The organism is Spirosoma sordidisoli (assembly GCF_004138325.1).
In the GTDB taxonomy this organism is placed as follows: domain Bacteria; phylum Bacteroidota; class Bacteroidia; order Cytophagales; family Spirosomataceae; genus Spirosoma; species Spirosoma sordidisoli.
Genome location: NZ_SBLB01000002.1, coordinates 443,404 through 469,611, shown reverse-complemented (window position 1 = coordinate 469,611; position 26,208 = coordinate 443,404). Strand labels below are relative to the sequence as shown.

The window sequence follows — 26,208 nt, the reverse complement described above, 5'->3', positions numbered from 1 at the left end:
TTGCCGTAGTTTTGTCGTTATGGTAAGTATGCGTACGTATTGTCTATTGCTTCTGGGTATTGTGATCGGCCTGTTCAGTTCAGTGGATGCACTGGCTCAGGTGGGCCGTCCTCCCGTGTCGACCGGAGCAACGGATAAGGTTGAGTTGTTACCCGGTGCCGACAGCCTGGTTGGGGTAAACGTTCCGGGCCAGGTTGTCCGAAAAATATACAACAACGTTCGTTTTCGGCAGAAAGGCATTCTCATGTACTGCAACCTGGCGATTCAGAACGTAACTACAAACGTTATCGAAGCGTACGGTAACGTTCGGCTCATCCAGGGCGATACTATCAGCGTACGGGGTGATACCATGTTCTACTACGGCAATACCCGACAGGCGAATCTGCGTGGCCGCGTGACCATGCGCGACCGCAAGATGACGCTCACCACGGGTCAGCTCGACTACGATATGATTTCGGGTATCGCTCACTATCCCACGCCCGGCCGGATTGTTGATAAAGAGAACGTGCTGACCAGTCGCGAAGGCTATTACGATACCCGCAGCAAGCTTTTTACCTTTCGACAGAATGTTAAGCTCGTCAACCCCAAAGGTACGTTAACGGCCGACTCGCTGCTCTATAATTCGCTCAGTCGGATCGCGACGTTTCAGGGACCGACCCGAATTACGAACAAGGATGGTGTTCTGACAGCCAGGGAAGGTCAGTACAATACAACCTCCGGCATCTCCAACTTTCAGCGACGGGCCACCGTCGAAACGCCTAAATACCGACTCACGGGTGATTCGCTCTATTATGATAACGTGTCTGAACTGGGAATTGCCAAAGGAAATGTCATCATGGTAGCCAAAGACCGGAAGGCGGTAATTACCGGCGAGCATGTTCGCTATAACGGCAAAGCCGGGGTGTCGCGGGTAACGGGCAAGCCAGTGGCTAAAAGCCTGGCCAACGAAGAAACCAAAGATACGCTCTATCTGCGGGCCGATACGCTGTTCTCCTTCGATGATAAAGTCACCAACACCCGTCGGCTCATGGGGCAGAAAAATGTGTTCGTTTACAAGTCAGACCTGCAGAGCAAGTGCGATTCGCTGATCTACAACACCGCCGACTCTACCATCTATTTCTACAAAAAGCCCATCGTCTGGAGCCAGAATAAGTACCAGATGGAGGCCGACTCCATGCGGGCCCTGCTAAAGGATAATCGCATCAGCACCATGTTTATGAAAACGAAATCGTTCGTGGTTTCGCTCGATACACTTCAGAATTTCAACCAGGTAAAAGGACGCACTATTACGGCCTATTTTACAACCAAGCCTGTTATCGATGCCCCGCCGGTAACAACAGCCGGTAAGTCGACGACTGCGCTGGCTACGGCCATCGCTACCCGAACCAGTACACCCGCTGCAACGAAAACCGTAGGGCAGCGCGTAGTAGCGAATAACACAGCACCCGCGTCAGCGACGGCACCCGTACGCGAACAGACCGCTCTGGAACGAGTCGTTGTTGAGGGCAACGGGCAGAGTATTTATTACGCTGTGGATGAAAAGAACCGGATGATTGGGCTGAACCACGTTGAGTGTAGCCGCATGAACATTGAATTTGCCGACAACAAAGTAGGGCGCATTCGATTTTACGGCCAGCCCGACGCTCAGCTGATTCCGCCGAAAGAAATTACCGACGATGCCAAAGAACTCGATGGCTTCCGATGGCGCGATGCCGAAAAGCCGACCAAGGCACAGGTCCTGTGGCTGGAGACTCCGCCTGCCGAGCAGCCAGCCGCTAGAAAAACACTAAAAACAAAGTCGCCAACTAAACCTTTAGCTAAGAAACTCGTTCAAAGGAGTATAAATTAATGGTTTTAACAATTTTTTAGACAGTACGTCGTTGACTTTGTCTTTTTCCGTGAATACGTTTGTGGTGAATAGGAGTATACCTGAATTCGAACTTGATGAAACAATTTATACTTATGAGTGTGTTGTCGGGCTTGCTTTTGGCTACAGTCCCGCTCAGAGCGCAGGTCGCTCAGCGGGATTCGGACGCCCGAAAAGGCAGCCGGCTTGAACTGGGCCGAACCCCGACGACATCACGAATAGCCTCAAAACCGGTGTTGTCACGGCGCTTCTCGCTCGTGCCTAACCCCGCAACGGTCGGCCTCGATCGGTCCGTACACCTCCAGAAAAATACGCCGATCAACGAGCACTACCGCACCTTGCTGATGACCAAACCCATGACCAAGTCGGCGAATGGTCGCTCTTCGGCGTCAGAAATGGGATCGATTGCATCTGCGGATGCGCGGCCATTGGCAGGATCTGAAATCAAGGCAGAAGATCGGTTGTTTGCCAACGAGAAAATTTCCGTTTCCAACGCTTATCCAAACCCGGCTGATGATGCGGCCGAGATTGATTATCAGTTTACGGCGCCGGGCGATGCCCGCCTTGTCATGATGAACGTGCTGGGGGCTCCGGTTGGCGAGTACAACCTGGAGCAGGGAGAACGTAAACTACGCATCGGCACCCGCAACCTACCCACCGGTTATTATCTGTATCAACTATCGGTAGACGGCAGAAAAGTGGCCACCAAACGCCTGCTGGTTCGCCATCAATAAGTAGCGTGCTTACATTGAAGCCGAAAGAAGCCAGATTTCTTTAACACAAATTAACGGTCAATCGTCATAACAGACTTGACCGGCACGGCACTATCCAGGCTGCATCGTCGTTAAAACGGTGTAGCCTCTGTTTTTTTTGTATCTTTGCCTTCGTATGCAACAAAGTCATTTTGTAAAGGTTCTGCTGGGAACGTGGATTGTGTTTGTGCTGGGTTCGTGTAGTCCATTCTCGAAACTACAGAAGAACGGGACCGATGACGAGAAGTACAAAGGAGCGGTAGAATATTATAAGAAAGAAGACTGGTACCGGGCGGGGCTGCTGTTTGAAGAACTCATTCCGGTTCTGAAGGGAAGCACCGAGTCGGAGATGGCTCAGTTCTACTACGCCTATACCCAATATCATCAGCAGCAGTATCTGCTTAGCGCTACGCTGTTCAAGAAATTCTACGAAACCTTTGCCCGCTCGGAGTACGCCCAGGAAGCGATGTATATGTACGCTTTCTCCCTGTACAAAGATACGCCCCAGTTCAACCTCGACCAGTCGAACACGCTGACAGCTACCTCGGCTCTGCAGGATTTTATCAATGCTTATCCTGACAGCAAATACCGCGACGACTGTACCCGCATGATTCTGGAGCTACGGCAAAAGCTGGAACGTAAAGCCTACGAGAAAGCCAAACTGTATTACAAAACCAGCGGTTTCAACATTGCTTCGTACAAATCGTCGGTCATTGCGATCAACAACTTCCAGAAAGAGTTTCCGGATTCGCAATACAACGAAGAACTCGCCTTTCTGAAAGTTGACGCGGAGTTCAGCCTGGCTCAGAACAGCCTGGAGACCAAACAGAAGGAACGTTATCAGGAAGCAATCAATTATTATCAGGAGTTTGTTGACAAATACCCCAAGAGCCGCTTCCTGAAAGAGTCGGAAAAAATGTATGAAACCAGCCAAAAAGAGTTGGAGCGCCTGACGAAGCTGGAACAGGAACGCGAAAAAGAAAAACAGAATGCGCAGCCCGATGCCAGTCGGCCAGCTAAGGTCACGGCGGCTAATCAATAATTGCTTTCGGGCACACGAGCCGTTTACAGATCCTTGCTGAAACGGCCTGCTGATCAAACCGAAGGCAGAAAACAGTAACACTGAAAATTATGGCAACCAATCAATCTATCATCACCCGCGACAACGACAAGATTGCCGCCCAGACGGGGAACCTGTACGAGTCGGTGTCGATTATCTCGAAGCGCGCCCGGCAGATCTCGTCTAAGAACAAAGAAGAGCTGAGCAACAAATTGTCAGAATTCGTTTCGGCCGTCGATAACTTGGAAGAGGTATTCGAGAACCGTGAGCAGATCGAGATTTCGAAATTCTACGAGCGTATGCCCAAGCCAACATCGATCGCTACCGACGAATTTCTGGAGGGTAAAGTATACTGGCGTTATAACGACGAAGAAGCGCAGTAGTCTTCGTCTGGTCTATACAAGTAACCGCACGGTCCAGATGCCGTGCGGTTTTTTTGGTTTGGACGCATGCCCCGAACCGCGCCGGTTCTGGCGGTTCAGCTAACGTAATCACGACTATGGTATTAGCCGGTAAACGAGTTCTTTTAGGTGTTTCGGGCAGTATTTCGGCCTATAAATCGGCGCTTCTTGTTCGCCTGCTGGTCAAGGCCGGGGCCGACGTGCAGGTCGTCATGACCGAGTCGGCCAAAACATTCATCACACCGCTGACGCTGGCTACTTTATCGAAGCGTCCCGTACTGTCGGCTTTCGCCCATACAGAAGACGGGCAGTGGAACAATCACGTGGAGCTTGGCCTCTGGGCCGACGCCGTAGTGATTGCACCCGCTTCGGCCCACACCCTGGCCCGCTGTGCCTATGCGATTTGCAACGACCTGCTGTCGGCAGTGTATCTGTCGGCAAAATGCCCCGTCTTCTTCGCTCCGGCTATGGACCTCGACATGTACCGGCATCCGGCTACAGTCGAGAACCTGCATCGGCTCGAGTCATTCGGCAATCACATCATACGAGCTGAATACGGTGAACTGGCCAGTGGCCTGGTGGGCGAAGGGCGCCTGGCCGAACCCGAAGCCATTGTACAGGTCCTGGAAACGTTCTGGGCTAAAAGCACCACGGCTAGCCTGACCGGGAAACAGGTGCTGATTACGGCTGGCCCCACGCAGGAGCCTATCGACCCGGTGCGGTATATCAGTAACCATTCTACCGGCAAAATGGGGTACGCGATTGCAGCGGCCTTTGCGCAGGCTGGGGCACTGGTTACCCTGGTCAGCGGCCCTACCAGCCTGCCTCTGCCCCACCCCGCCATTCGGCGCATCGACGTGCGGTCGGCCCAGGATATGTTCAGCGCCACACAGGCCGCTTTTAGCCAGGCTGATATCACGATTCTCAATGCCGCCGTGGCCGATTATACGCCGGCCCACCCCGCTGATCAGAAGATCAAAAAGAAGGAAGCTCAGTTCGCCATTGAACTCGTTAAAACCGTTGACATTGCCGCTTCCCTGGGTCAGCAAAAACGGGAAGGTCAGTTGATGATGGGGTTCGCGCTGGAAACGAATAACGAGCGGGAGAACGCGCTCAAGAAACTCCATGCCAAAAACCTCGACTGGATTGTGCTAAATTCACTGCGGGATTCGGGGGCTGGTTTTGGACACGATACCAATAAAATTACCGTTATTGACAGGGACGAACAAGTGCGTGAATTTGCCTTGAAATCCAAAGAAGACGTGGCGCAGGATTTGTTACAGATCGTACTTGAGAAGCTCGGTTCGCAGCCGGCCCTCACCGTCTGACAGGTTTCCCGTTTCAGCCCGATTGCGCATCAGACTCCGGTCGTCAGAAAAAAAGGTCTATATGAAATTGCTAAAAACCTTGCTGTTAGTGGGTGTTCTGGTCAATTCGGCCCGGGCTCAGGAGCTGAACTGTACAGTGACGATTAACTCCGATCAGCTTTTCGCAGCCCAGAAGACGGACTTTTCGTACGTCAATCAGTTACAGGGGATTATCTCGGAGTTCATGAATGCGCGCCGATGGACAAACGACCAGTTCGCCCCCAACGAGCGGATCAACTGTTCCATGAATATAAACCTGGTGAAATCACTGGCTCAGGGGGTTTTTGAAGCTACCGCCCAGATTACCGTTACCCGACCCGTATACGGTACCAGCTACGAAACCACAATTTTCAACTACGTGGATCGGGCTTTCAATTTCGTTTACCTGCCCACCACCCCCGTCTTCTTTCGCGAGAACCAGTTTTCCGATGACCTGACCTCACTGCTGGCCTTTTACGCCAACGTCATACTGGCCGTTGACTACGACACATTTAGTCGGCAGGGCGGTAATCTGTTCATTCAGCGCGCGTACGCCATCACGAACCTGGCTCAGCAGGGCTCACCAAACGCGGCCTGGCAAACCGGAGGTGACCGTCGTAACCGCTACTGGCTTATCGAGAACTTGCAGAACCAGCAGCTGCTGCCGTTCCGGGATGGGCTGTATACGTACCACCGCCTGGGACTGGACACCTTTGCCGCCAATCCCGTACAGGCCCGGAAGCAAACGCTCGACCTGCTCGGTACCATTCGGACCATCGGTCTGCAACTTCCCAATTCGGTGCTGATTAATTCGTTCTTCGATGCCAAATCGCAGGAGTTGTTCAACATTCTGTACGAAGGTACTCCCGCCGAGCGCCAGCGAAGCTTCGAGCTGCTTTCCTATCTCGACCCCAGTAAAACCGAAGTGTATCGTAAACTGGTTGCCAGCGGCCAGTAATGGGAGCCGCCGGGCTACCTGACAGGCTGAGTTACAGTAGCCAGTGAACGGGTATTATCTTTACATTTTTTCATCGGAATCGGCACAAGACGTACGGCTTCCTCAGAACTGAGTGCTGGCTGGTATTGTTAGCTATTTGAGGAACCTCACCTATGCTATCGCACTTATTGATAAAAAATTACGCCCTGATCGATGAGCTCGAACTCGCCCCTGACCGCGAGCTGAATATCATCACAGGCGAAACGGGCGCTGGTAAGTCTATCATGCTGGGCGCCATTGGCTTGCTGCTGGGTAATCGGGCCGATACCAGAGTGCTCTACAACCCGGAGCTGAAATGTGTCATTGAAGGCACGTTCGGCGTGGCCGGTTATGCTATCGAACGAATTTTCGAGGAAGAAGAACTCGACTTCTCGGACAGCTGTATTGTGCGTCGGGAAATCGGCGTCAGTGGCAAATCGAGGGCTTTTGTTAACGATACCCCCGTCAACCTCGAAACGCTGCGTCGGGTTACGAGCCAGATCATGGATATTCACTCCCAGCATGATTCCATATTGCTCGGCTCTAACGACTACCAGCTGGAAATTGTCGACACCTACGCCCAGAACGATACGTTACTCCGGCAGTACCGCACTGACTACCAGGCCTACCGCGCCAAAAAGAGCATCTACGATCAGCTACAGGCAGAAGCTGCAGCCATGCGGAAAGAGTTCGACTACAACAATTTCCTGTACGAAGAACTGGTCAAAGCCCAACTGACCCCTGACGAGCAGGAAGCCCTCGAGCAGGAACTAAACATCCTAGAGAATGCCGAAGAGATCAAAGAAAGACTTCAGCTAGCCTACGAATACCTGGACAACGCGGAACAGTCGGTCATCGATTTTCTCAAGAGTACCGTCAGCAATCTATCCTACATCAGTAAGCTTTCCGATCAGTACGAACAGTTGCAGCAGCGGGCGCAGAGTAGCCTGATTGAACTGCGGGATCTGGCGGATGAAATCAGCACCGAACAGGACAATGTCGAAATTGACGATGCCCGGGCCGAAACCATTCGGGAGCGGCTGAACCTACTGTATCAGTTGCAAACCAAGCACCAGGCTACCGAGGTAACCGCTTTGATCAGGCTGCGTGATGAGCTGGGGCAGAAAGTAAGCAAGGTGCTGAATCTGGACGATGAGCTGGCCGAAGCCAAAACCCAGACCGAAGCCGCCCGCGCCCAGCTGCTGGAGAGCGCTAACGCCCTGTCGGCGGCACGCCTGGCCGTACTCGAGTTGATCGAAGCAGAAATTGATGGTTTGCTGCATGATCTGGGCATGCCTAACGCATCCTTGAAAATCCAGGCCGAGACTGGCAAGCCCAGCGCAACGGGGATCGATGTGATTACTTTCCTGTTCAGCGCCAACAAGGGTATAAAACCCCAGCAGCTTAAAAACGTAGCTTCTGGTGGTGAATTCTCGCGGCTGATGATGGCCATCAAATACATACTGGCCAATAAGCGCTCGTTGCCAACCATTATTTTCGACGAGATCGATACGGGTGTCTCGGGTGAAATTGCAATCAAGATGGGTAATATGATGCGCGACATGGCCCACAGCCACCAGATTATCGCCATTACCCACCTGCACCAGATTGCCGGACAAGGCACAGCCCACTACTTTGTTTACAAAGACAATACAGCCGCCAAGACCGTCAGCCGAATCAGGAGATTGTCATTTGATGAGCGAGTGAGCGAAATTGCGCAGATGATAGGAGGCAAGAACCCGTCGGCCAGCGCAATCAAAAACGCCCGCGAACTGTTGAAGCAACGGGCCACCGCTACGGTCAGATAACAGGGCGGTATCCGTTATGTCGGTCTATAGTAATTCCTGCCAATCTACCTGAGTTCTACTACCTAGCTTAATTATACCTAGCTTAATTAATTTATGCACAATCGTGTTGTGTTATTGACCGGCCTGCTCACTGCCACCCTTTTTCTCGGAAGCTGCCAGTCGAATGACGATGCCGTACGGGAGGCCGAAAATGAAGTTTTTGCGATTCACGACGAGGTGATGCCCAAAACGAGCGATATCCTGGGGCTGAAGAAACAGTTGAACCAGCGCCTGACGGCTATCGACAGCCTGGGAGAGGCCGGTTCACCAGCGGCCACGCTACGGGCCGACGAAGACCGGGAACAACTCATGCGGCTGCGTAAAAACCTCTCAGATGCCGATAGCTCGATGATGAGCTGGATGAACCATTACAACGGCGACACCCTCACTACACTTTCCTCAGAAGAAGCTTTGCGTTACCTGGCGGAGCAAAAAGATCAGATCAATGAAGTCAAAACAAGAGTCAATTCGAGTATCGAGCAAGCCCGCTCGTTTCTGGGTAAGAATTAACAGAATGGCTGTGGTGCTGCTCGCAGCCGGCCTGGTGCTGTCGTGCAGTCAGTCGGATGAAAAACTACCCATCCTGAGTAGGCGGGAAGCCGTTACCAAAGTAGTAGATGGGAAATCGGTAACCGATTCAGTATACCAGACTATTCCCGATTTTGCCTTCGTCAGCCAGTATGGCGATACGGTCACGGCGAAAGCCATTGCCAACAAAATCTACGTGGCCGATTTTTTCTTTACCAGCTGCCCTACCATCTGTCCCAAGATGAAAGTACAGCTGAAGCGGGTTTATGAGACGTTTAAAGGCAACCCGGATGTTATGCTGCTTTCTCATACAATTGACCCGGCGCACGATTCCGTAGCCGTACTGCGCGAATTTGCCGACAACCTGGGCGTAAGCGGCCGGCAATGGCTCTTCGTAACCGGCGATCGGGAAACAATTTATGACATCGGGCAGAACAGCTACATGGTCACCGCCCAACAGGATTCATCGGCCCCGGGTGGTGTTGTACACAGCGGAGCTTTTATCCTTGTCGATAAGCAACGGCATATACGCGGTATTTACGACGGCACCACGCAGGAAGGCGTTGATAAACTGATGAATGACATAAACCGGCTATTGGCTGAATACAAATCATGACAATACGGCTGGGTTTATATGCTACGCTGGCGGGTCTGCTTACCCTGGCATCGTGCCAGAGTGATGAAGAGATAAAGCGGCAGAAATACATTACCGAAGGGATCTTGCTGTACAAAAGCAACTGCGCCAACTGCCATCAGGCTGACGGGAAAGGGGTTGCAGCGCTCTACCCGCCCCTTGCTGGGTCCGATTATCTCGCCAACAAGGACAAAGTTATCTGCCTCATCAAGTATGGACTGAATGGCCCAATCGTTGTGAACGGAAAGCGGTATAACCGACCGATGCCGGCTCAGCTACAGCTCAGCGATCTGGAAGTGGCCGAGATTACCACCTATATTTATAATGAGTGGGGAAAAGAAACCGGGCTAACCAGTGTCACGGCCGTTACGCCTATACTAAAAGCCTGCGAAACCAACGCGCAGCAGAACCCGGCTCCTGCGTCCGCTCCCTAATAGGCAGGATTCGTTTCTACGTTGAAGACCCCGGTTGGCTTACGGATCCTGTAGTTCGTAAAATCCTGATTGGCATCCAGCCCGAGCCCGTACAGGTTTTCGCCGGTAAGCTGGCTGATGACTGTCACCCGCTTTTCGGTGTACACCTTTTTGGTTGCCGGATTCCAGTTCAGCTCGGGCGTCAGCAGCTTTTCCTGTTTCTGCTTGTTGATTACAACAACATGACCCATAACGGTATAGAGGTTCTTTTCTTTGCTGTACCGTCCCGAATCAGACCGTAGGGTAGTCACCTCTTCACCAGCCGGGCCGTAGAAAACGATGTTAACCTCTTTAGGATAAGTCCGGTTATCGTTGGCATACCGATACTGTTTGGCCGTGGTCAGCTTGACTTTCAACAGGGCCGCTTCGCTATACAGTAGTTTGACGTCGTTAATCTCTTCGATTGGCCCTTTGTACGGGGATACCTTCCTGGTCGGCTTCGGGTCTTCGCAGCCCAGCAGCAATACGGCTCCCAGCAGGCAAACGTAAAATGGATACCGGAAAGCCAGTCTGGTCCATCCAGACCATTTGTCTGCATTTCTGGTATCCATTTTACCTGTCACGCTATTCATGCTGTATCAATCGACTACCTGCTTCCGGAACCACCAGTCGTTCAGCGAGAAGCCTAACGCCATACGGACGTACTGTTCACGAATCTGACTGCCCGTCAGCACCCCGCGCTGGCCACCCACAACCGAAACGGTGATGTGATTGACCAAATAGGCGCCGAGGGGTAAAGAGATGCCAACACTACCATTGATGTCTTTGATTTGTTCACCTGCCACGCGGTAAGGCATCTGATTATACTGGAAACCGGCCCGGTAAGTTATGAGATCCCGATAGCGAGTAGAGTTTGCTTTAGGGGTGTACTCCAGCCCGGTGGCTACGGTCAAGCCGTCGGTTAGGTTTCCGGGCTGATCGCTGACCGTTCGGAACTGGGTCCATTTCTGAAATCCGACGTCGATACCGACCAGGAATGTATTGTTGCGCTCCAGACTTAGCCCGACATGCAACTGCTGGGGCAGCGTAGCCCGCCCATTGGCTCCGTACCGAAGGGTATCGGGCGATGAGATGGCCAGCCCGGTCAGTGTCGTTTGCTGGTAAATATCGGTCTCGGTAGCGTTGATGCGCGTCTGCGGATCGTACGTAGCTCCCAGGTTCAGGGTCCAGTTTGTGCTGAGTTTTGGGCGCCAGGCCGCTCCCAGTTTCCACACGATATCGCTGTAATTGGCCCGGTTCAGGCGGGCGACCCGGGTATCCTGTACGCCCACATTGGTTTCGTTGATGAGAACGCGCGAATCCGAAGTGTTGGTGATGTTGCCAAATACAAAGGCCGCTTCGGCACCGGCATAAATGTTTTTACCGATGCGAAACCCACTGGCAAAAGCAGCTTTGTTAAGACCACCCCGACCAGTATAGTTGTATTCGGCTTCGTAGATCGTACTGCCAATGGGCCGGTACTGCCGGGTGCTGTAGTCGACGTAGGTATACGGGCGCAGGCTCAGCGACATATTCCAGCGTGAGTTGGCCGGAAAAGCCAGGGCCAGATAGCCCAGGTTGCCACCGAAATCGCGCTGGCTCTGCGTACTGCCGTTCAGATTCTGGGTGAGCGACTTCGATTGGCCCATCAACCCAACTTCGAAAACAGTGAACCGTGTACGCCGGGCCAACAGGGCCGGATTTTGTAGATTCAGGTAGAACGGGCTGGCATTACTGATGCCAATACCCCCCATACCCATGTTCGTGACGTTGCCAGAGGTATATTGTTCGCCAAGACCCAGCGCGGAGTATGGCGAATTTCCTAATCCCTGCGCCAGAACCACTGGTGCGGTCGCGGCAATGGCCAGCAAACTATGCGTTAACGTCTGGCGTATCCGCTTATAAATTTTCAACATTATACTGTAAAATACGATTCAATCCAATCAGCACCAGTTCGGATACTGCAAATATCGGGGGTTTCAAACGACTTTCAAAGGTTGGACCGTCTCCCCCGCACAACACCACCACTAAACCGGGACGTTCGCGCCGGTAGTAATCGATGATTCCGTTCATTTCCAGAGACAGTCCGTTCAGTACGCCACTCATCATAGCCTGCCGCGTATTAGTTGCCGTGAGCGCCGGCCATTGCTGATCATCCAGCACGAGCCCCTGCTCCAGATCCAGCAACGGCAAACGCGCCGTTTGTTCGTGCATAGCCCGAAACCGCATGCGCAGCCCGGGCGAGATCAGCCCTCCCTCAAAAATACCCTCTTTACTGACCACATCGGCCGTAAGGCAGGTACCCAGGTCTAGAACCAGGCAGTGCTGATCCGGAAAAAGCGTAACCGCCCCTACGGCAGCCGCTATTCGGTCGGCTCCCAGCGTATAGGGTGTATCGTACTGTTTCCGAATAGGAACGGGTGTGTACCCATCCAGCACTAACAGCTTGTCACTCAAGGCTCCCAAACCCTCCCGAATGTCGCTGGCAGGCCGGCTCGTTGACGATACGATGCCGTGATCGAAAGGGCGCTGGGCTACGTCGGCCAGTAAGTCATCGACCGAGTGGTAACGGCCCGCATCCATCAACCCGGCGCTTTCAAACCAACCAGCCTTCAGGGTTGAATTGCCCCAGTCTATTACCAGATTCATGTAAATTAGTCAGTCGAAACAGCGTCTTGAGGTAGGTGTTCGGGAAAGGTAACGACGGAGATGCAGGCAATCGTTACAGCAGGATGGAGATTTAAGCATTTTTAAGGAAAATACCAGTTAATAAGCCCGATCGGGAAACATTTTCAGATCGCTGACGTTATCTTGACAAAATCGGAACGGTTTGTTACCTTTGCGCACATCAATCTGGTCGGCAGGTAGCTCTTTTCGGAGGCACAGCTCGTACTACGGCAGACCATCCGTTTTCCAAACGTCTCTATAACCACCGCGTCTGGCCTCACCGGACCTTTGTGTTTGGATAAAGTAAGAGTACTTCCCGTTCACTTTTTTAGATTAACCCCATTGCCCAGTTAACTCAACTTATTGCGGTTACCTTGTCCGGTTCTTTAAGAATCAGCTCGTCACGGCACTCGTCCGACCCGCGCACCTGCCCTTCGGGCATTTACTTCTCCGTATCAGCAACCCCCATTTTCTATTCTGACCGCCCGGGCGGTCCTGCCAAGGTTCCCTGTTAACCTGAACTGTATGTACAACAAAGAAGAATTGAGTATGAAGCTTCTTTCTGAGCTTCAACCCATTGCCGAGCAATTCGGTATTCGCGACATCGCGAGATACACCAAAGAAAAACTAATTTATAGAATCATCGACGAACAGTCGAAAACGCCTGTTTCGGAAAGTGAGGAGGCCGCCATTGAAGCGCCACGCCGTGGTCGTCGCCCCAAGGCAGCACCAGCGGCCGAAGCTACTCCACCAGCCGAGCCGGCTGAACCAGTAGCTAAGCCAGAACCTGCCCGAAGTCGCCAGCGGACTCGTCGCGATGCCGATGCAGCCCCTACTCCTCCCCCAACGTCTGAAACTGGCGAGACCACTATCTCAACCGCCGAAGCCCCTGTAGCCGAAGCCGAGCCGGGAACGTTCCCGGCCGATGCCCAGCCAGCACAGCAACCCCAGCCGGAATTGTTGGAAAGCGCCCAGCCAGCCATCGATGCAGCACCACCACAAACGGCCGCTGAAACCAGTGCAGCAACCAGCACGCCAACGGAAGCCCGATCGTCGGAGCGACCACTCCGTACCCGGGAGCGGGTTGGTAACGCGAACGGCGACCCTACCCGGACTCGCCCCGAAAACAATCGGGATGGCGGTCAGCGCGACGGAGCAGCCCGGGATGGTGGACAGCGCGACCAGAATCGGCAGCGTATGCAACGCCCCGACGGACAACCCGCCGGTCCGCGTGATCCTAACGGTCGGCAGCGGTTCGAAAACCGGAGCGACCGGCCCGCTGGTGACGATTTATCTGCCGACCGCTCTGTCCGTCCGCGCGATGGCGGCCGTCGTGACAATATGCGCGAAGGAGGCCCCGGTCACCGTTCGCGGATACCAAGACCTGTTGCCGACGATACAGCGATAAACTACAACGCTCAACCGGAAGACGAGTTTATCACACCTACCGTTGTTTCTGAAGACAACAGCGGGAATATGCAGTCGGCAACGGCGGCCCCCGTTACGGAAGAGTCCAACGACCAGCCTACGGATGTTCAACAGGCAGATCAGCCTGCTTCGGCGCAGATGCCCCAGGTTCCGCAGCCGTCCCGCGAAGCGCAGGAGTATCAGAATCGCATTCGTCGGCAGTACAACCAGCACATCCGGGAGTTTGACGGTATCATCGATAACGAAGGGGTACTGGAAATTATGTCCGATGGTGGCTATGGGTTCCTGCGGTCGGCTGACTACAATTACCTCGCCAGCCCGGATGATATTTATGTATCGCCCTCGCAGATCAAGCTGTTCGGCCTGAAAACCGGCGACACGGTGCGCGGAGCCATTCGCCCACCCAAAGAGGGGGAAAAATACTTTGCCCTGCTGCGGGTAACGACCGTCAACGGGAAAACCACCGAGGAGATTCGTGATCGTATTCCGTTCGAGTACCTGACTCCGCTTTTCCCCGAGGAGCAGCTTCACCTCAGCAACCGGCCCGAGAATTATTCGTCGCGGGTGCTCGATCTGTTTGCTCCTATCGGAAAAGGGCAGCGTGGTATGATCGTCGCGCAGCCGAAAACAGGTAAGACGGTATTGCTGAAAGAGATTGCCAATGCCATTACCCGGAATCACCCGGAGGTCTACCTGATCGTGCTGCTCATCGACGAACGGCCCGAGGAGGTAACCGACATGGCCCGCAGCGTCAATGCCGAAGTTATTTCATCGACCTTTGATGAGCAGGCCGACCGCCACGTAAAAGTGTCGAGTATGGTACTAGAAAAGGCGAAGCGGATGGTTGAATGTGGCCACGATGTGGTTATCCTGCTCGATTCGATCACGCGTCTGGCGCGGGCTTACAACACCGTGGTTCCGTCGTCGGGTAAAATCCTGTCAGGTGGTGTAGATGCCAACGCGCTGCACCGGCCCAAGCGTTTCTTCGGCGCAGCCCGGAACGTGGAGAATGGCGGATCGCTGACGATCATCGCTACGGCCCTGATCGATACAGGTTCGAAAATGGACGAGGTGATCTTCGAAGAATTTAAAGGTACGGGTAACATGGAGCTTCAGCTGGACCGCAAACTGGCTAACAAACGCATCTACCCCGCTGTTGACGTGATGGCCTCGGGAACCCGCCGGGAAGATCTGCTGCTCGATAAGGAAACCCTGCAACGGGTCTGGATTCTGCGTAAGCACATGTCAGATATGAACCCAATGGAAAGCATGGACTTCCTCCTCGATCGGATGAAGGGCACCCGGAACAACGAAGAATTCCTGATCTCGATGAATCGTTAACAGGCCTCTTTTATACAGGAGCGCCCCGGTCGATAGGTCGACCGGGGCGCTCCTGTTTTCGTGTGTATCGTTACAGCCAGCCTTCGCGCAGAATACCGTTCAGCTGTTCGTAGGGAACCGTTACTTCGATCGGGCCCACGGCGTACGCGGCAATTTCGTAGGGGTTGTAATAGAAGATCATGCCCTTCGGACTCAGGCCCACGTTAGCGGGCAGGAAAAACCGACCGTCATGCAGAAAGTACCCCCGTTCTTCCAGATTATACTGAGGTAGTAGCTGCTGCTGTTTCCGAAATGCTTTTTCGACTACGCCGAGTAGAGCAACCGTATCGGATACCATGTCACTCAGATTCAGTGGCTGCCCTGTTTCCCGGTTAAAGGTGAAAAATGACTGGTTCGAATTCGGATGAGCCCCCCCTGTATAGGCGTAGGTTTCCATTTTGACCGTCAGCACGTTTTCATTCGAGAAAACCGTATCGGCCGTCGTTTTCAGCTCCCAGCACCCGCCCAGGCTACCCATTTCGGTAAGCATATTCTGGTAATCGGCCGCAAACAGGGCAGCCGCTTTGTTCAGATCAGAGCGAGAACCCGGATTAGCGGCAACCGTTGCACTATCGAGCCAGTCCGTCACACTGCTTACAGCCATATCGCTCAGCTGACCGTTGATGGTACTGGCGCCGGGTTCGTCATCGGAGAGAAGTACGTAGGATACCGACACGTTGACCCCCCGGTTACTGGTTGTATCGCAGCGGCTTTCTCCCGAAAACGTATAAAGCTGCTGCTTCAGTTTGGGAGGACCAGACGGTTTAGTACGACACGCCTGCGACAGGCAAAGCAATCCAAGGAATAACGCTGTAATCAGGTACTTCATGAACTAAACAGGGAGCGTTTGCCGGTTGTTGACGAGCGGTTTGCCAACAGCACTGTACATCTATTGAACGAATCGGCTCTCCCTCTACAAACTTAGCAAATCTTTGAACCGAATAGCCTGACGCCGGCTGATTTCAATTTTATCGCCCCCGCGCAGGGTCACCAGCAGCCCACCGCTGAACCACGGTTCAATCTTTTCGATCCACTGCAGGTTGATGATGTGTTTCCGGTTGGCCCGGAAGAAAGTGCTCGGGTTTAGCCGATCTTCGAGCGCATTGAGCGACTTCAGAACCAGGGGTTTCTGATCGTCAAAGTACAGTCGGACATAGTTACCCATCGACTCGAACAGGCGTACCTTTCCCAGCTTTACGAACCAGCACTTTTCGCCATCCTTCACGAACACCTGATCATTTTCGCCCAGTACCTTGGAGAGTGAACCGTTTGTCGGGTTTGTGCCGGTTGAGTCGGTGGTGTGCTGCTCTTCTTCTATGCGGTTGATGGCATCGGACAAGCGGGCCAGCTCAACGGGTTTAAGCAGGTAGTCGAGCGCATTGAACTCAAACGCTTTGATAGCATACTCGTCGTAGGCAGTGGTAAAAATAACCTCCGGCGTTTTTCCTTCAATCGACTGAAGTAGTTCAAATCCGTTTTTACCGGGCATCTGAATATCGAGAAACAGCAGATCTGGCTCGAGTTCTTCGATCATCGGTAACGCTTCATTGGCATCAGCGGCCTCGCCAATGACCTGAATTTTGGGAAAGTTGTCAAGCAGTCGACGAAGTTCGTTACGAGCCAGGCGCTCGTCATCGATAATGAGGGTCTTCATGGGGAATAGATATATAACGTCACATGATAATTAGGCGTACGGGCAGCCCGTCTCACTCTCCGCTCATCATTTTGGCGGTAGCGGCTCGCCGGAATAACCCCTCCGACTGAGCGGGAATGCTGATATGCGCACAAACGACCGGGCCCTCGCTGGGATCATCGTCTTCCTGATCAATCTCAAACGAAGCTTCGGGCCCGTAGAGGAGTTCGAGTCGTTGTGCGGTATTGGCCAGACCGAACCCGCCCGACGCCGTTCGGTCGCCCAGCACGCCGGTATTACGGATCGTGATATGAAGTTTATCCGCCTTAATGGTAGAGCTAACCGACACGAAGCCGCCCCCTACTGCCTGAGACACTCCGTGTTTGATGGCATTTTCGACCAGCGTCTGCAACATCATGGGCGGCACCTGCCAGAACAGCGTTCGGCCATCCAGTTCGATGCGGGAGCGCAGCCGGTCTTCGTAGCGTACTTTTTCGAGCGCCAGGTAGTCTTCTACGGTTTTCATCTCCTCACGGAGTTCTACCGTTTTTCGGCGGTCGGCCAGTAATGAGTTGCGGAGCAGGTTGGAAAGCTGGGTGATCCCCTGCTGGGCCTTGTCCGGATTTTCGTAAACCAGCGCCCGAATGCTGTTGAGTGCGTTGAAAACAAAATGAGGATTCAGCTGAGAGCGCAGCACTTTGGCCTCCGTCTCGCGGATGCTTGTTTTCAGCAGAATTTTCTCAATTTCGGCGTTTCGGGTTTGCTCTACGTAATGATAAACCGTATAGCTCAGTACCCACGCCAGCATGGCCTTACCCCAGCTCAGTATATAGCCGATAACGGGCCAGGGCTCATCGATCAGCTTATCCGGAATAATAATCTGGTCGAACGGCATGTTGACCATGGTCATGATCAGGGCCAGCACAAAGACCGACAGCAGCACCCGGGGCGCCAGCTGCACGAACGGCAGGCGTACCCAGCTCCAGCGCCGGATCATGAGCCGGTACAGATGCGTCAGGGTGATGCCCAGAAAAATATTGGCAACGGCCAGGTATAGCGTATCCGCATCGAACCCGTCTTCAAGCACGTAGGCCAGGTATTCGACCAGAATCAGCAGCGTCCAGCCGAATAACTGACAAAACCAATATATTTTCTGTTTCGGAAAACCCATGCGTCAGTCGCGTCCACTACCGGACTATGAGCGAATGTACGAGAAAGAAGGCATCTGTACCCAGCTACCCATTACCAAAGGAGCTATTGGCGGATTACTGGCGCGTACACTGGTACTACCGGAATCGGCAAACAGGCCTAGTGCGCCAGGGCCAGCGTCAGCAGATGCGCCGTATCATTGGCCTGTTCGATCGTGAACGCAGCGGTCTCGTAGTTGTACTGAAGCTTATAGAGACAGAGATTACTGTGCTCGAACTGATCCATATGGGCCAGTGGCTGATTGGTAAGCCAGCAGAGCAGGATACGCATAGCCCGACCATGCATGGCCACCAGCACCGTGCTCTCGTCCGGATGCGACAGAATAGCTTCTATAGCCACCCGTTGCCGAACCACCACCTGGTCGGGGCTTTCTCCGCCGTCGGTTGGCAGGGCGGTATTACCCGACGCCCAGGCCGTGATGAGTGCGCTGTAGTACTCGTTTTCGATGTTACCCGGCACCCGGCCTTCCATAACGCCCCAGCTGATCTCGTTCAGACCCGGTAGCTTTTCGTAGGGCAGGCCCAGTTCGATAAACGACTCAACCGTCTGGTACGTACGCTTCAGCGCGGAGATGTAGATTTTGTCGAAAGGTACGTGCTGATACGCCTGAAAAAAGGCCATCGCCTGCGCCCGACCCATGTCGTTGAGGTCCGAGTCGACACCACTGCCCTGAACTACGCCCCGTCGGTTGTAGTCCGTTTCGCCGTGGCGAATTAAATAAATGGTTTTTTGCTGCAAGCCCTTAGCTTTGTCTTAAGTTGTATTCAACTACAAAATTAAGAATAAACCACTGCATTATGAAAGCTGGTTTCGACCTGAGTAACCTTTCCTTTGCCCACGCCGACTCTATTGTTAAACACCTTGGTATTGAGTTTACAGAAGCCGGCGAAGGCTATTTGCTGGCCCGGATGCCGGTGGATGCCCGCACGCACCAGCCCTTCGGCATCCTGCACGGCGGAGCCTCGGTCGTGCTGGCGGAGTCGATGGGTAGTACGGCTTCCTTCATGATGCTGGATGATCCTGCCACCCAGCGGGCTGTGGGCGTAGAAGTGAATGCCAACCACATCCGCTCGGTGCGCGAGGGCTGGGTTTACGGTCGGTGTACGCCCATTCACGTCGGGCGCTCGACCCACGTCTGGGACATCCGCATCACAGACGAGCAGGGACGTACGGTCTGCGTCAGTCGGTTGACTATAGCTATTATTACCCCCTAGCGGTCGTACCTGTCAACTTATTGCCCGGGTTACGCACAAATCCTGTCTACAAACTGTTACCCATACAGCCGATCTTTTGCCCGGTCGGCTGTTGACTATGCAACCTGATCCGCTCATCAACACCGTACTTTCTGAAAAATCCTGGCTTACCAGTCAGCCCACGGCCACTGACCTCTGGCAAACGGCGCTCTCGCTCGGGTATCCCGCTGCGCTCTGGCGGCTCCCCAACCGGGCCGACAAACATCTGATCGTTTCGCTGGATACCGTATTGCCGCGTGTATCGGTCGATCTGGAAGAACTACCCGCCGGATTTGCCATTAGTCCCTTCGACAACCTCGACTTCGGTCCCGACAGCCCCGCCCGCACGCTGTTCCTGCGCGCCGACATTCACGCAACGTTTGGTGAGCAGGGGGGTAAAATCGTGGAGACAGCCAACGATCCGGCCGTAAACCGCTTCTGGCAGGCAGTAGCTGAACAACCAACGGCAGAGCGCCCGGCTTCGCTGTTGCTAACCGACCTCCCCGACCCTAACGCGCAGGCAGACTACATACACCGTGTTGCTCAGGCCGTTGAGGCCATGCAGCGGGGTGAATTCCGAAAAGTGGTGCTGTCCCGAACGAAGCGCGTCGAGTTCTCGGAGGCCCCCGACGCGGTAGCCCTGTTCGATACACTGTGCGACACCTATCCTACCGCCTTTATTTCGGCCGTGTCGTTACCCGAACGTGGACAGATCTGGATGAGCGCCACCCCTGAACGGCTGGTTAGCCAGAACGCCGACGGCCTCTTCAGAACCCTCTCGCTGGCGGGTACCCAGTCGGCAACCGATGCCAACGGCGTAGCCAAACGACCGGCAGAAGCTATGTGGTCGCAGAAAGAAATTGAGGAACAGGCGCTGGTAAGCCGGTATATTATCGAATGCTTTAAGAAAATTCGACTGCGCGAATACCTGGAAGAGGGGCCAAAGACCATTGTAGCCGGTAATCTGATGCACCTGGGCACCCAGTTTACGGTCGATACGCAGGCGGTGCATTACCCCCAGCTGGGCACCGTCATGCTGCGGCTACTTCATCCGACCTCGGCCGTCTGCGGCATGCCGCGCGATCGGGCCTTCAATTTTATTCGGCGCCACGAAACCCACGACCGCGAGTTCTACGCTGGTTTTCTGGGACCGGTCAATATCGGTTCGACGGAAGAACAACCAGCCACGGATCTGTTTGTGCACATCCGCTGTATGAAGCTGGAAGGTCGCGTGGCTACACTCATTGCCGGAGCCGGCCTGACCGAAGATTCGGTGCCGGAACGCGAGTGGCAGGAAACGGAAATGAAATGCCAGACCTTGCTGGCTGTGTTGAGCAAGCCGTAGGCAGCGCCTTTCCGGGAGGGTGGTGCGCTACCTACGGCTGTCCAATGTCTCCTATTCGTCCCGACCTTCAGCAGGATCGCTTGTGGCCCGGGAGCCTTCTTCGGAGGTACGTCCGCCAGCGGCACTAGCAGCGCCAGACTGCGTTTCGCTATCGGGAGCGGTGTTGTCGGGACCTCCGTTGCCCGCTGCCTCGCGGTTTTCTTCTGAGTCCTGTAGTGATTCCTGTGGATTCATATGTGTTGAGTAGTTAGCGTGCTTTAGGTGATTCCCTATTCCATACTGTCATCGTCGAGATCGTCGTCGATGTCGTCATCCAGTTCTTCGCTAAGGTCGTCGTCGAAGTCCTCATCGATGTCTTCGAGGTCGTCTTCGCCATAGCCACTGGTGGCACCGGAACCTAACTCGTCAAATTCGGCTCCTCCGTCGAAATCGTCGTCGTCGTCGTCCAAAGCGGCCGTTTCGGGATCGGGATTTAACATCAGTACGTCGTCCTGTTCAAAACTGGGATGGTGTAACATGATTGTAAAGATATGCGGGTTGTCAATGGGGTTTGCAGTAGCCTTAACGCGACTCTTTGCCGGAAGGTTTTACTGACACAAAAAGTATTTGACCAAATGGCCCCGAAATAGCAATGCATCCTCCGTAATTAGCGAACGAGTTAGGACGCAGCGTTGGCTTTTGGCCCCGGCTGCGTCTTTTTACTGGCTCGTTACTTTATATTCACGAATGAAAAACTACCAGCTCAAACGGCTTTTCGATCAGCCAATTTTACAAACAATTGATGTAAAACCCGCTATTGACGGCTTTGAAGTTCTCGGCGCGTTTAATCCGGCTACCTGTTTATTGGGCGATGAAGTGATCATGCTCCTGCGGGTGGCCGAAGCCCCCCTGGCCCGGGAAGGGTACCTGTCCATACCACTCATCGAAGAAAAAGATGGCATTCCGACCCTGACTGTCAGGCATTTTAAAGAACCCGAAGGAGACTATGACCCCCGGGTGGTAACCATCGACGGCAAGCAGTATCTGACGTCGCTCAGCCACCTACGGCTGGCCCGGAGCCGCGACGGGATTCATTTCGATATCGACGATAAACCGTTTCTGTTTCCGGCCCGCATGGACGAATCGTTCGGCATTGAAGATGCCCGAATTACGTTTCTGGACAATCAGTACTGGATCACCTACACGGCCGTTTCGGAGCACGGACCCGCCGTCGGACTGGCTCGTACCACTGATTTTACAACCGTAGAACGGCTTGGCCTGATTCTCCCGCCCCCCAACAAGGACGTGGCTCTGTTTCCGAAACAAATCAACGGTAAGTACGTGATGCTCCACCGCCCGATGGTATCGGAAATAGGCAAACCCTCGGTTTGGATGGCCGAATCGGAGGATGGGGTCAACTGGGGCAATCACCGGTTCCTGTTTGGGGGCCGGGGCCTGGCCGACACCCGTTTTGCCTGGGAAGGTGCCAAGATCGGAGCCGGCCCGGAGCCGTTGCTGACTGACGAGGGCTGGCTGGTCTGCTACCACGGCGCCGACGCCACCCATGCCTACGCCCTGGCGCTGGCGCTGCTGGACAAAGACGACCCCACCCAGGTGCTGGACCGCTCGGCGGGTCCGCTGCTTACGCCTGATCTGCCCTGGGAGCAGGAAGGATTCTTCCCCAATGTCGTCTTTTCGAACGGCTGGATCCAGTGGCCGGCTCAGAGCGCGCACCCAAATAAAATATGGGTATATTACGGTGCAGCTGACTCAGGCGTTGGTTTAGCCGAGTTAATACACATATAAAGTGGTACATATTTTCCTATATCCGTTATATTCGTTTTTTCTTTCTAGCAACCTGAAAACATGAATCGAATTATTACGGCTTTTCTCTGTCTGGCAGCGGCTCTTCCGCTCCGGGCACAGTCTCCCAAACGACCGCTCAAGGCCAGCGATTACGACCGATGGCAAAGTATACGAGCAGAAAAACTCAGTAACGACGGCCGCTGGGTGGCCTATCAGATCGATCCGCAGGAAGGCGATGGCCTTTTGCAGGTCAGCCGGACAGACGCGACGGCCGGGGCGAAACCTACCGCACCGGCCCAGGCAGTAGCCAAGCCAGCCTACGCCTTCGCCCGGGGCTACATGGCCCAGTTTACCCCCGACAGCAGGTACCTGATCATGCGACTGAAAGTCCCGCTGGCTGATACCCGGAAAGCCAAACTGAAAAAGAAAAAGCCCGACGACATGCCCAAGGACAGCCTGTTGGTGCTTAATCTGGCGACCGGCGAATCGACCCGACTGCCAAACGTGAAGTCGTTCATGTTTGGGAAAGACGCTGGGTCGTGGCTGGCCATCCTGCAGGACGGTAATGCCCCGAAACTGGTAGCCGAAGCCCGCACAACGCCCCGGAAAGACACGCTGACGCCAACTACGCCCGTATCAACCACCACGGTAGCGACCCGGCGCGGCCCGGCCAAAAAGCCCAAAGGAGACGACCTGGTGCTGTTCAACATGGCAGACGGAACCCGCAAAACGGTACGCTACGTATCCAACGTGGTTATGTCGGATAATGGCCAGACTATTTTTTACAGCCGTGAGTCCGCTACCGATTCCCTCAAAGCCGGTGCAGCGCTTACGCCGGGGGTGTTCATGATCAACACCACGAACGGCCAAACCATACTGGTTGACAGCAGTTCGCAGCGCAAGCTGTATAAAGGACTGGCCGTAGACAAAACCGGTAAACAACTGGCCTGGATGGCCTCTGCCGACAGTGCCGGTGCCGACGTACGGGTGTTCTCGCTCTACTACAAGAATCTGACGCCAGCTCCGGTGGCGAAAGGAAAGCGCGCCAAAACGGCCCCGGCCGAAGTGCCCTACCGCGTGCTGGCCGACACCCTGACCAAAGCCCTGCCATCCCGGTGGTCGGTGAATGAGTACCGCGAACCAAAGTTCTCGGACGACGGGAGCCGGCTGTATTTTTCGACCTCCCCCATTGCGCCCAAACCGACCAAAGATACCCTCACCCCCGACGACGAGAAAGTACGGATGGACGTCTGGAGCTGGACCGACAGCCGCCTGCAGCCCATGCAGCAAAAGAGACTCAAGGAAGAAAAAGAACGGGGTTTCCTGACGGTTGCGGAGCTGACTCCTGCCGGTCCGGCGCGGGTCACGCTGCTGGCCAGTCGGGAAGTACCCACGGTTACGTTCGACCCTAAAGTAAACACCCGCTACCTGCTCGGTCTGAGCGACCTGCCTTATCAGGTTCAGTCGTCCTGGGACCCCGGGCATACGGATCTGTACCTGATCGACACCCAGACCGGCGACAAAAAGCGGATCGCCAACGACGTTATGGCCTCCCAACCCCGACTCTCGCCGGGCGGAACCTATGCCTACTGGTTCGATGAGCGTGATTCGCTCTGGCGGGCCTGGTCGGTGGCCGATGGCAAACGAATCGACCTTACGCGCGGTTTACCCAGCAAATTTTTCGACGAAGAGCACGACACGCCCAGCCTCCCCGGTTCGTACGGCTCGGCGGGCTGGACCACCAACGACCGCTACGTATGGCTGTACGACCGGTACGATATCTGGCAGATAGACCCTACCGGCCGCGAGAAGCCCCGCACCTTGACCAATGGCTGGGGCCGGACCAACAAAGTCCGGTTGCGCCGGGCCGATACAAATCCCGACGAGAAAGCCATCAATCCCAAAGAAACGCTATGGCTAACCGGTATCTGGGAGAGCGACAAACAAAATGGCGTACTGCAGGCGACACCACCCGCATCCGGATCGGTAACTATTCGGGTGCTGGCCCATAGCCCGCACCGGTATTTCGGGCTGTCGAAAGCCAAGCAAGCCCCAACCATGACGTATTACCGGGGTAACTTTCAGGAGCCGATCAATCTGTACAGGACCGATACCACCTTTGCCGCACCAGTTCAGCTTACCCGCACCAACCCGCAGCAGGACAGCGTTCGCTGGGGTAGTGTAGAACTGGTCAGCTGGCTGGGTACCAACGGCGTCAGGCTGGAAGGGCTGTTGTTCAAACCGGAAGGCTTCGACCCGAAAAAGAAATACCCGATGCTGACGTATTTCTACGAACGTAACGCCGAAACCCTGAACGACTACCGGGTTCCTTCGCCCAGCCGCTCAACCATCAACATACCCTACTGCGTATCGAACGGTTACCTGGTTTTTGTACCCGACATCGTATATACGACCGGCCAGCCGGGTCCGAACGCGTACGACTGTATCGTTCCCGGGGTGCTGAGTCTGCTCGACCGGGGCTTTGTAGACCGCGACCGGCTGGGTATTCAGGGGCAGAGTTGGGGGGGCTACCAGACAGCCTACATCATTACCCGCACCAACCTGTTCCGGGCGGCCATGGCCGGTGCTGCGGTGGCCAACATGACCTCAGCTTACGGCGGGATACGGGGCGAAACGGGGGTTGTCCGGCAGTTCCAGTACGAGAAGACCCAAAGCCGGATTGGTGGTACCCTCTGGGACAAGCCCATGAACTACCTCGAAAACTCGCCCCTTTTCTACGCCAACCGGATTCAGACTCCGGTCCTGCTGATGCATAACGACGCCGACGGGGCCGTTCCCTGGCAGCAGGGCATCGAATTCTTTACGGCTCTGCGCCGACTCAGCAAACCCGTCTGGATGGTGGTGTATAACGGCGAAGGTCATAACCTGACCCAGCGCCACAACGCCAAGGATCTGAGCATCCGGATGTACCAGTTCTTCGACTATTATCTCAAGGACGCACCCGAGCCTGTCTGGATGAAAGAAGGCCGGACGGCCGTTGAGAAAGACCGGGGCGAAATGAAGTATTAACAGCCTGACGGCTACCATACCGGAACGCGCGGACTGAACAGGAGACAAGCCAACGGGGCTGGTTCTTTGTTCGGTCCGCGCGTTCCGGCTTTTACGGAGCGGTTTTCAGCACTTCGCCTTTTACGTACAGCGTCATGGTTCCGCCTTCGGCATTCGACTCGACAAAAACGCTTTTGCTGAACTGACCTACGGTTGCTGCGTTGAAGGTCGCTTTAATTACCCCCGAGGCTCCCGGCATGACGGCCGCTTTGGGAAACTCGACCCCGGTGCAGCCGCAGGACCCTTTCGCCTGGCTGATCAGCAGCGGTAGTTCGCCCTGGTTGGTAAACCGGAATTCAGCCGTTACGGGCTTACCCTGTTCGATACGCCCGAAGTCGTGGGCCGTTTTGACCCAGTTGAACAGAGCCGCCCGGCTAACCATGGCTACAGAGGCCGTCAGGGCCAGTAGCCCTACCAAAATAACTAGTACGCGTTTCATTGGGAAATGTGATTAAGTGATAGATGCAAAGCCGCTCACCCGAGCGACGATGCAAACCTATATCAGGTCTTTCTGTCTTCCTGTTAAGCCCTTCCTAACAGGTGTTAATGAGTTGTTAACGGATTGGCGACAGCCTGACGAATCGATATATTTGCCTG

The 26,208-nt window shown here is 54.4% G+C and carries 25 protein-coding genes; 15 read left to right on the top strand and 10 right to left on the bottom strand.

All coding sequences use genetic code 11. From position 1 onward, the window contains the following. The first annotated feature begins 28 nt into the window (after window positions 1-28). The 10 genes from EQG79_RS10480 to EQG79_RS10435 all read left to right on the top strand — a co-directional run bounded on the left by EQG79_RS10480 (window position 29) and on the right by EQG79_RS10435 (window position 9,845). Window positions 29-1,849: an OstA-like protein gene (locus tag EQG79_RS10480; protein WP_129601443.1), complete on the top strand. Its 1,821-nt coding sequence runs from the start codon at window positions 29-31 to the stop codon at window positions 1,847-1,849. A 95-nt stretch (window positions 1,850-1,944) separates the two neighbouring features. Continuing rightward, on the top strand, window positions 1,945-2,601 hold the full coding sequence (locus EQG79_RS10475; protein ID WP_129601442.1) for a T9SS type A sorting domain-containing protein: 657 nt from the start codon (window positions 1,945-1,947) through the stop codon (window positions 2,599-2,601). 154 nt (window positions 2,602-2,755) lie between these two features. Next, on the top strand, window positions 2,756-3,661 hold the full coding sequence (locus EQG79_RS10470; protein ID WP_077922748.1) for an outer membrane protein assembly factor BamD: 906 nt from the start codon (window positions 2,756-2,758) through the stop codon (window positions 3,659-3,661). A gap of 89 nt (window positions 3,662-3,750) precedes the next feature. Beyond that, entirely contained in the window at window positions 3,751-4,062 is a 312-nt protein-coding gene (locus EQG79_RS10465; RefSeq protein WP_077922747.1) for a DNA-directed RNA polymerase subunit omega, read from the top strand. A 116-nt stretch (window positions 4,063-4,178) separates the two neighbouring features. Continuing rightward, window positions 4,179-5,408 (top strand): bifunctional phosphopantothenoylcysteine decarboxylase/phosphopantothenate--cysteine ligase CoaBC, encoded by a 1,230-nt coding sequence (gene coaBC / locus EQG79_RS10460; protein WP_129601441.1) that lies wholly within the window; start codon window positions 4,179-4,181, stop codon window positions 5,406-5,408. 61 nt (window positions 5,409-5,469) lie between these two features. Further along, window positions 5,470-6,384 (top strand): type IX secretion system protein PorD, encoded by a 915-nt coding sequence (porD, locus tag EQG79_RS10455; RefSeq protein WP_077922745.1) that lies wholly within the window; start codon window positions 5,470-5,472, stop codon window positions 6,382-6,384. Between the two features lie 152 nt (window positions 6,385-6,536). Further along, window positions 6,537-8,210 (top strand): DNA repair protein RecN, encoded by a 1,674-nt coding sequence (gene recN / locus EQG79_RS10450; protein WP_129601440.1) that lies wholly within the window; start codon window positions 6,537-6,539, stop codon window positions 8,208-8,210. Window positions 8,211-8,303: 93 nt separating this feature from the next. Continuing rightward, a complete protein-coding gene (locus EQG79_RS10445) occupies window positions 8,304-8,759 on the top strand; it encodes a viral A-type inclusion protein (protein WP_077922743.1) in 456 nt (151 codons plus the stop codon). A 4-nt stretch (window positions 8,760-8,763) separates the two neighbouring features. Continuing rightward, entirely contained in the window at window positions 8,764-9,393 is a 630-nt protein-coding gene (locus EQG79_RS10440) for an SCO family protein (RefSeq protein WP_129601439.1), read from the top strand. After that, window positions 9,390-9,845, top strand: coding sequence for a c-type cytochrome (locus EQG79_RS10435; protein ID WP_077922741.1), 456 nt, complete (start codon window positions 9,390-9,392; stop codon window positions 9,843-9,845). Before EQG79_RS10440 ends, EQG79_RS10435 begins: the two co-directional genes overlap by 4 nt. Here EQG79_RS10435 and lptC read toward each other — a convergent pair. The 3 genes from lptC to EQG79_RS10420 are packed head-to-tail and all read right to left on the bottom strand — an operon-like array spanning window position 9,842 to window position 12,512. After that, the gene (gene lptC / locus EQG79_RS10430) at window positions 9,842-10,456 is read right to left on the bottom strand and encodes an LPS export ABC transporter periplasmic protein LptC (RefSeq protein WP_236648834.1); all 615 of its coding nucleotides are present in this window, start codon (window positions 10,454-10,456) and stop codon (window positions 9,842-9,844) included. The two genes, EQG79_RS10435 and lptC, sit on opposite strands and share 4 nt — an antisense overlap. A gap of 6 nt (window positions 10,457-10,462) precedes the next feature. Next, window positions 10,463-11,779, bottom strand: coding sequence for a hypothetical protein (locus EQG79_RS10425; RefSeq protein WP_236648833.1), 1,317 nt, complete (start codon window positions 11,777-11,779; stop codon window positions 10,463-10,465). Further along, window positions 11,763-12,512, bottom strand: a complete 750-nt coding sequence (locus EQG79_RS10420; RefSeq protein ID WP_129601438.1) for a type III pantothenate kinase — start codon at window positions 12,510-12,512, stop codon at window positions 11,763-11,765. Before EQG79_RS10420 ends, EQG79_RS10425 begins: the two co-directional genes overlap by 17 nt. 543 nt (window positions 12,513-13,055) lie before the next feature. On the opposite strand from EQG79_RS10420, the gene rho reads away from it, so the two are divergent. Continuing rightward, on the top strand, window positions 13,056-15,299 hold the full coding sequence (rho, locus tag EQG79_RS10415; RefSeq protein ID WP_129601437.1) for a transcription termination factor Rho: 2,244 nt from the start codon (window positions 13,056-13,058) through the stop codon (window positions 15,297-15,299). Between the two features lie 70 nt (window positions 15,300-15,369). Here rho and EQG79_RS10410 read toward each other — a convergent pair whose 3' ends face one another. The 4 genes from EQG79_RS10410 to EQG79_RS10395 form a co-directional block, all read right to left on the bottom strand. Then, the gene (locus EQG79_RS10410; protein ID WP_077922737.1) at window positions 15,370-16,167 is read right to left on the bottom strand and encodes a DUF3298 and DUF4163 domain-containing protein; all 798 of its coding nucleotides are present in this window, start codon (window positions 16,165-16,167) and stop codon (window positions 15,370-15,372) included. A gap of 84 nt (window positions 16,168-16,251) precedes the next feature. Beyond that, window positions 16,252-16,992: a LytR/AlgR family response regulator transcription factor gene (locus EQG79_RS10405; protein ID WP_077922736.1), complete on the bottom strand. Its 741-nt coding sequence runs from the start codon at window positions 16,990-16,992 to the stop codon at window positions 16,252-16,254. Between the two features lie 52 nt (window positions 16,993-17,044). After that, window positions 17,045-18,142 (bottom strand): sensor histidine kinase, encoded by a 1,098-nt coding sequence (locus tag EQG79_RS10400; protein WP_077922735.1) that lies wholly within the window; start codon window positions 18,140-18,142, stop codon window positions 17,045-17,047. A gap of 137 nt (window positions 18,143-18,279) precedes the next feature. Continuing rightward, entirely contained in the window at window positions 18,280-18,918 is a 639-nt protein-coding gene (locus EQG79_RS10395; RefSeq protein ID WP_077922734.1) for a histidine phosphatase family protein, read from the bottom strand. Between the two features lie 59 nt (window positions 18,919-18,977). Between EQG79_RS10395 and EQG79_RS10390 the strand changes: the two genes are divergently transcribed. Next, on the top strand, window positions 18,978-19,394 hold the full coding sequence (locus EQG79_RS10390; RefSeq protein ID WP_077922733.1) for a hotdog fold thioesterase: 417 nt from the start codon (window positions 18,978-18,980) through the stop codon (window positions 19,392-19,394). Between the two features lie 97 nt (window positions 19,395-19,491). Continuing rightward, window positions 19,492-20,757 carry a chorismate-binding protein gene (locus EQG79_RS10385; protein ID WP_077922732.1) on the top strand — a complete coding sequence of 422 codons (1,266 nt, stop codon included), beginning with the start codon at window positions 19,492-19,494 and terminating at the stop codon, window positions 20,755-20,757. A gap of 51 nt (window positions 20,758-20,808) precedes the next feature. On the opposite strand, the gene EQG79_RS10380 is transcribed toward EQG79_RS10385, so the two are convergent. Both EQG79_RS10380 and EQG79_RS10375 read right to left on the bottom strand, forming a co-directional pair. Beyond that, complete coding sequence (locus tag EQG79_RS10380; RefSeq protein ID WP_077922731.1) at window positions 20,809-20,991, bottom strand: hypothetical protein; 183 nt, start codon at window positions 20,989-20,991, stop codon at window positions 20,809-20,811. A gap of 35 nt (window positions 20,992-21,026) precedes the next feature. Then, window positions 21,027-21,275: an adhesin gene (locus EQG79_RS10375; protein WP_077922730.1), complete on the bottom strand. Its 249-nt coding sequence runs from the start codon at window positions 21,273-21,275 to the stop codon at window positions 21,027-21,029. Between the two features lie 208 nt (window positions 21,276-21,483). Here EQG79_RS10375 and EQG79_RS10370 point away from each other — a divergent pair, with 208 nt between their 5' ends. Beyond that, a complete protein-coding gene (locus EQG79_RS10370; RefSeq protein WP_077922729.1) occupies window positions 21,484-22,542 on the top strand; it encodes a glycoside hydrolase family 130 protein in 1,059 nt (352 codons plus the stop codon). 60 nt (window positions 22,543-22,602) lie between these two features. After that, window positions 22,603-25,572, top strand: a complete 2,970-nt coding sequence (locus tag EQG79_RS10365) for a S9 family peptidase (protein WP_129601436.1) — start codon at window positions 22,603-22,605, stop codon at window positions 25,570-25,572. A 91-nt stretch (window positions 25,573-25,663) separates the two neighbouring features. Here the strand turns inward: EQG79_RS10365 and EQG79_RS10360 are convergent, their stop codons facing one another. Further along, entirely contained in the window at window positions 25,664-26,050 is a 387-nt protein-coding gene (locus EQG79_RS10360; protein ID WP_129601435.1) for a DUF1573 domain-containing protein, read from the bottom strand. Window positions 26,051-26,208 lie beyond the last annotated feature (158 nt).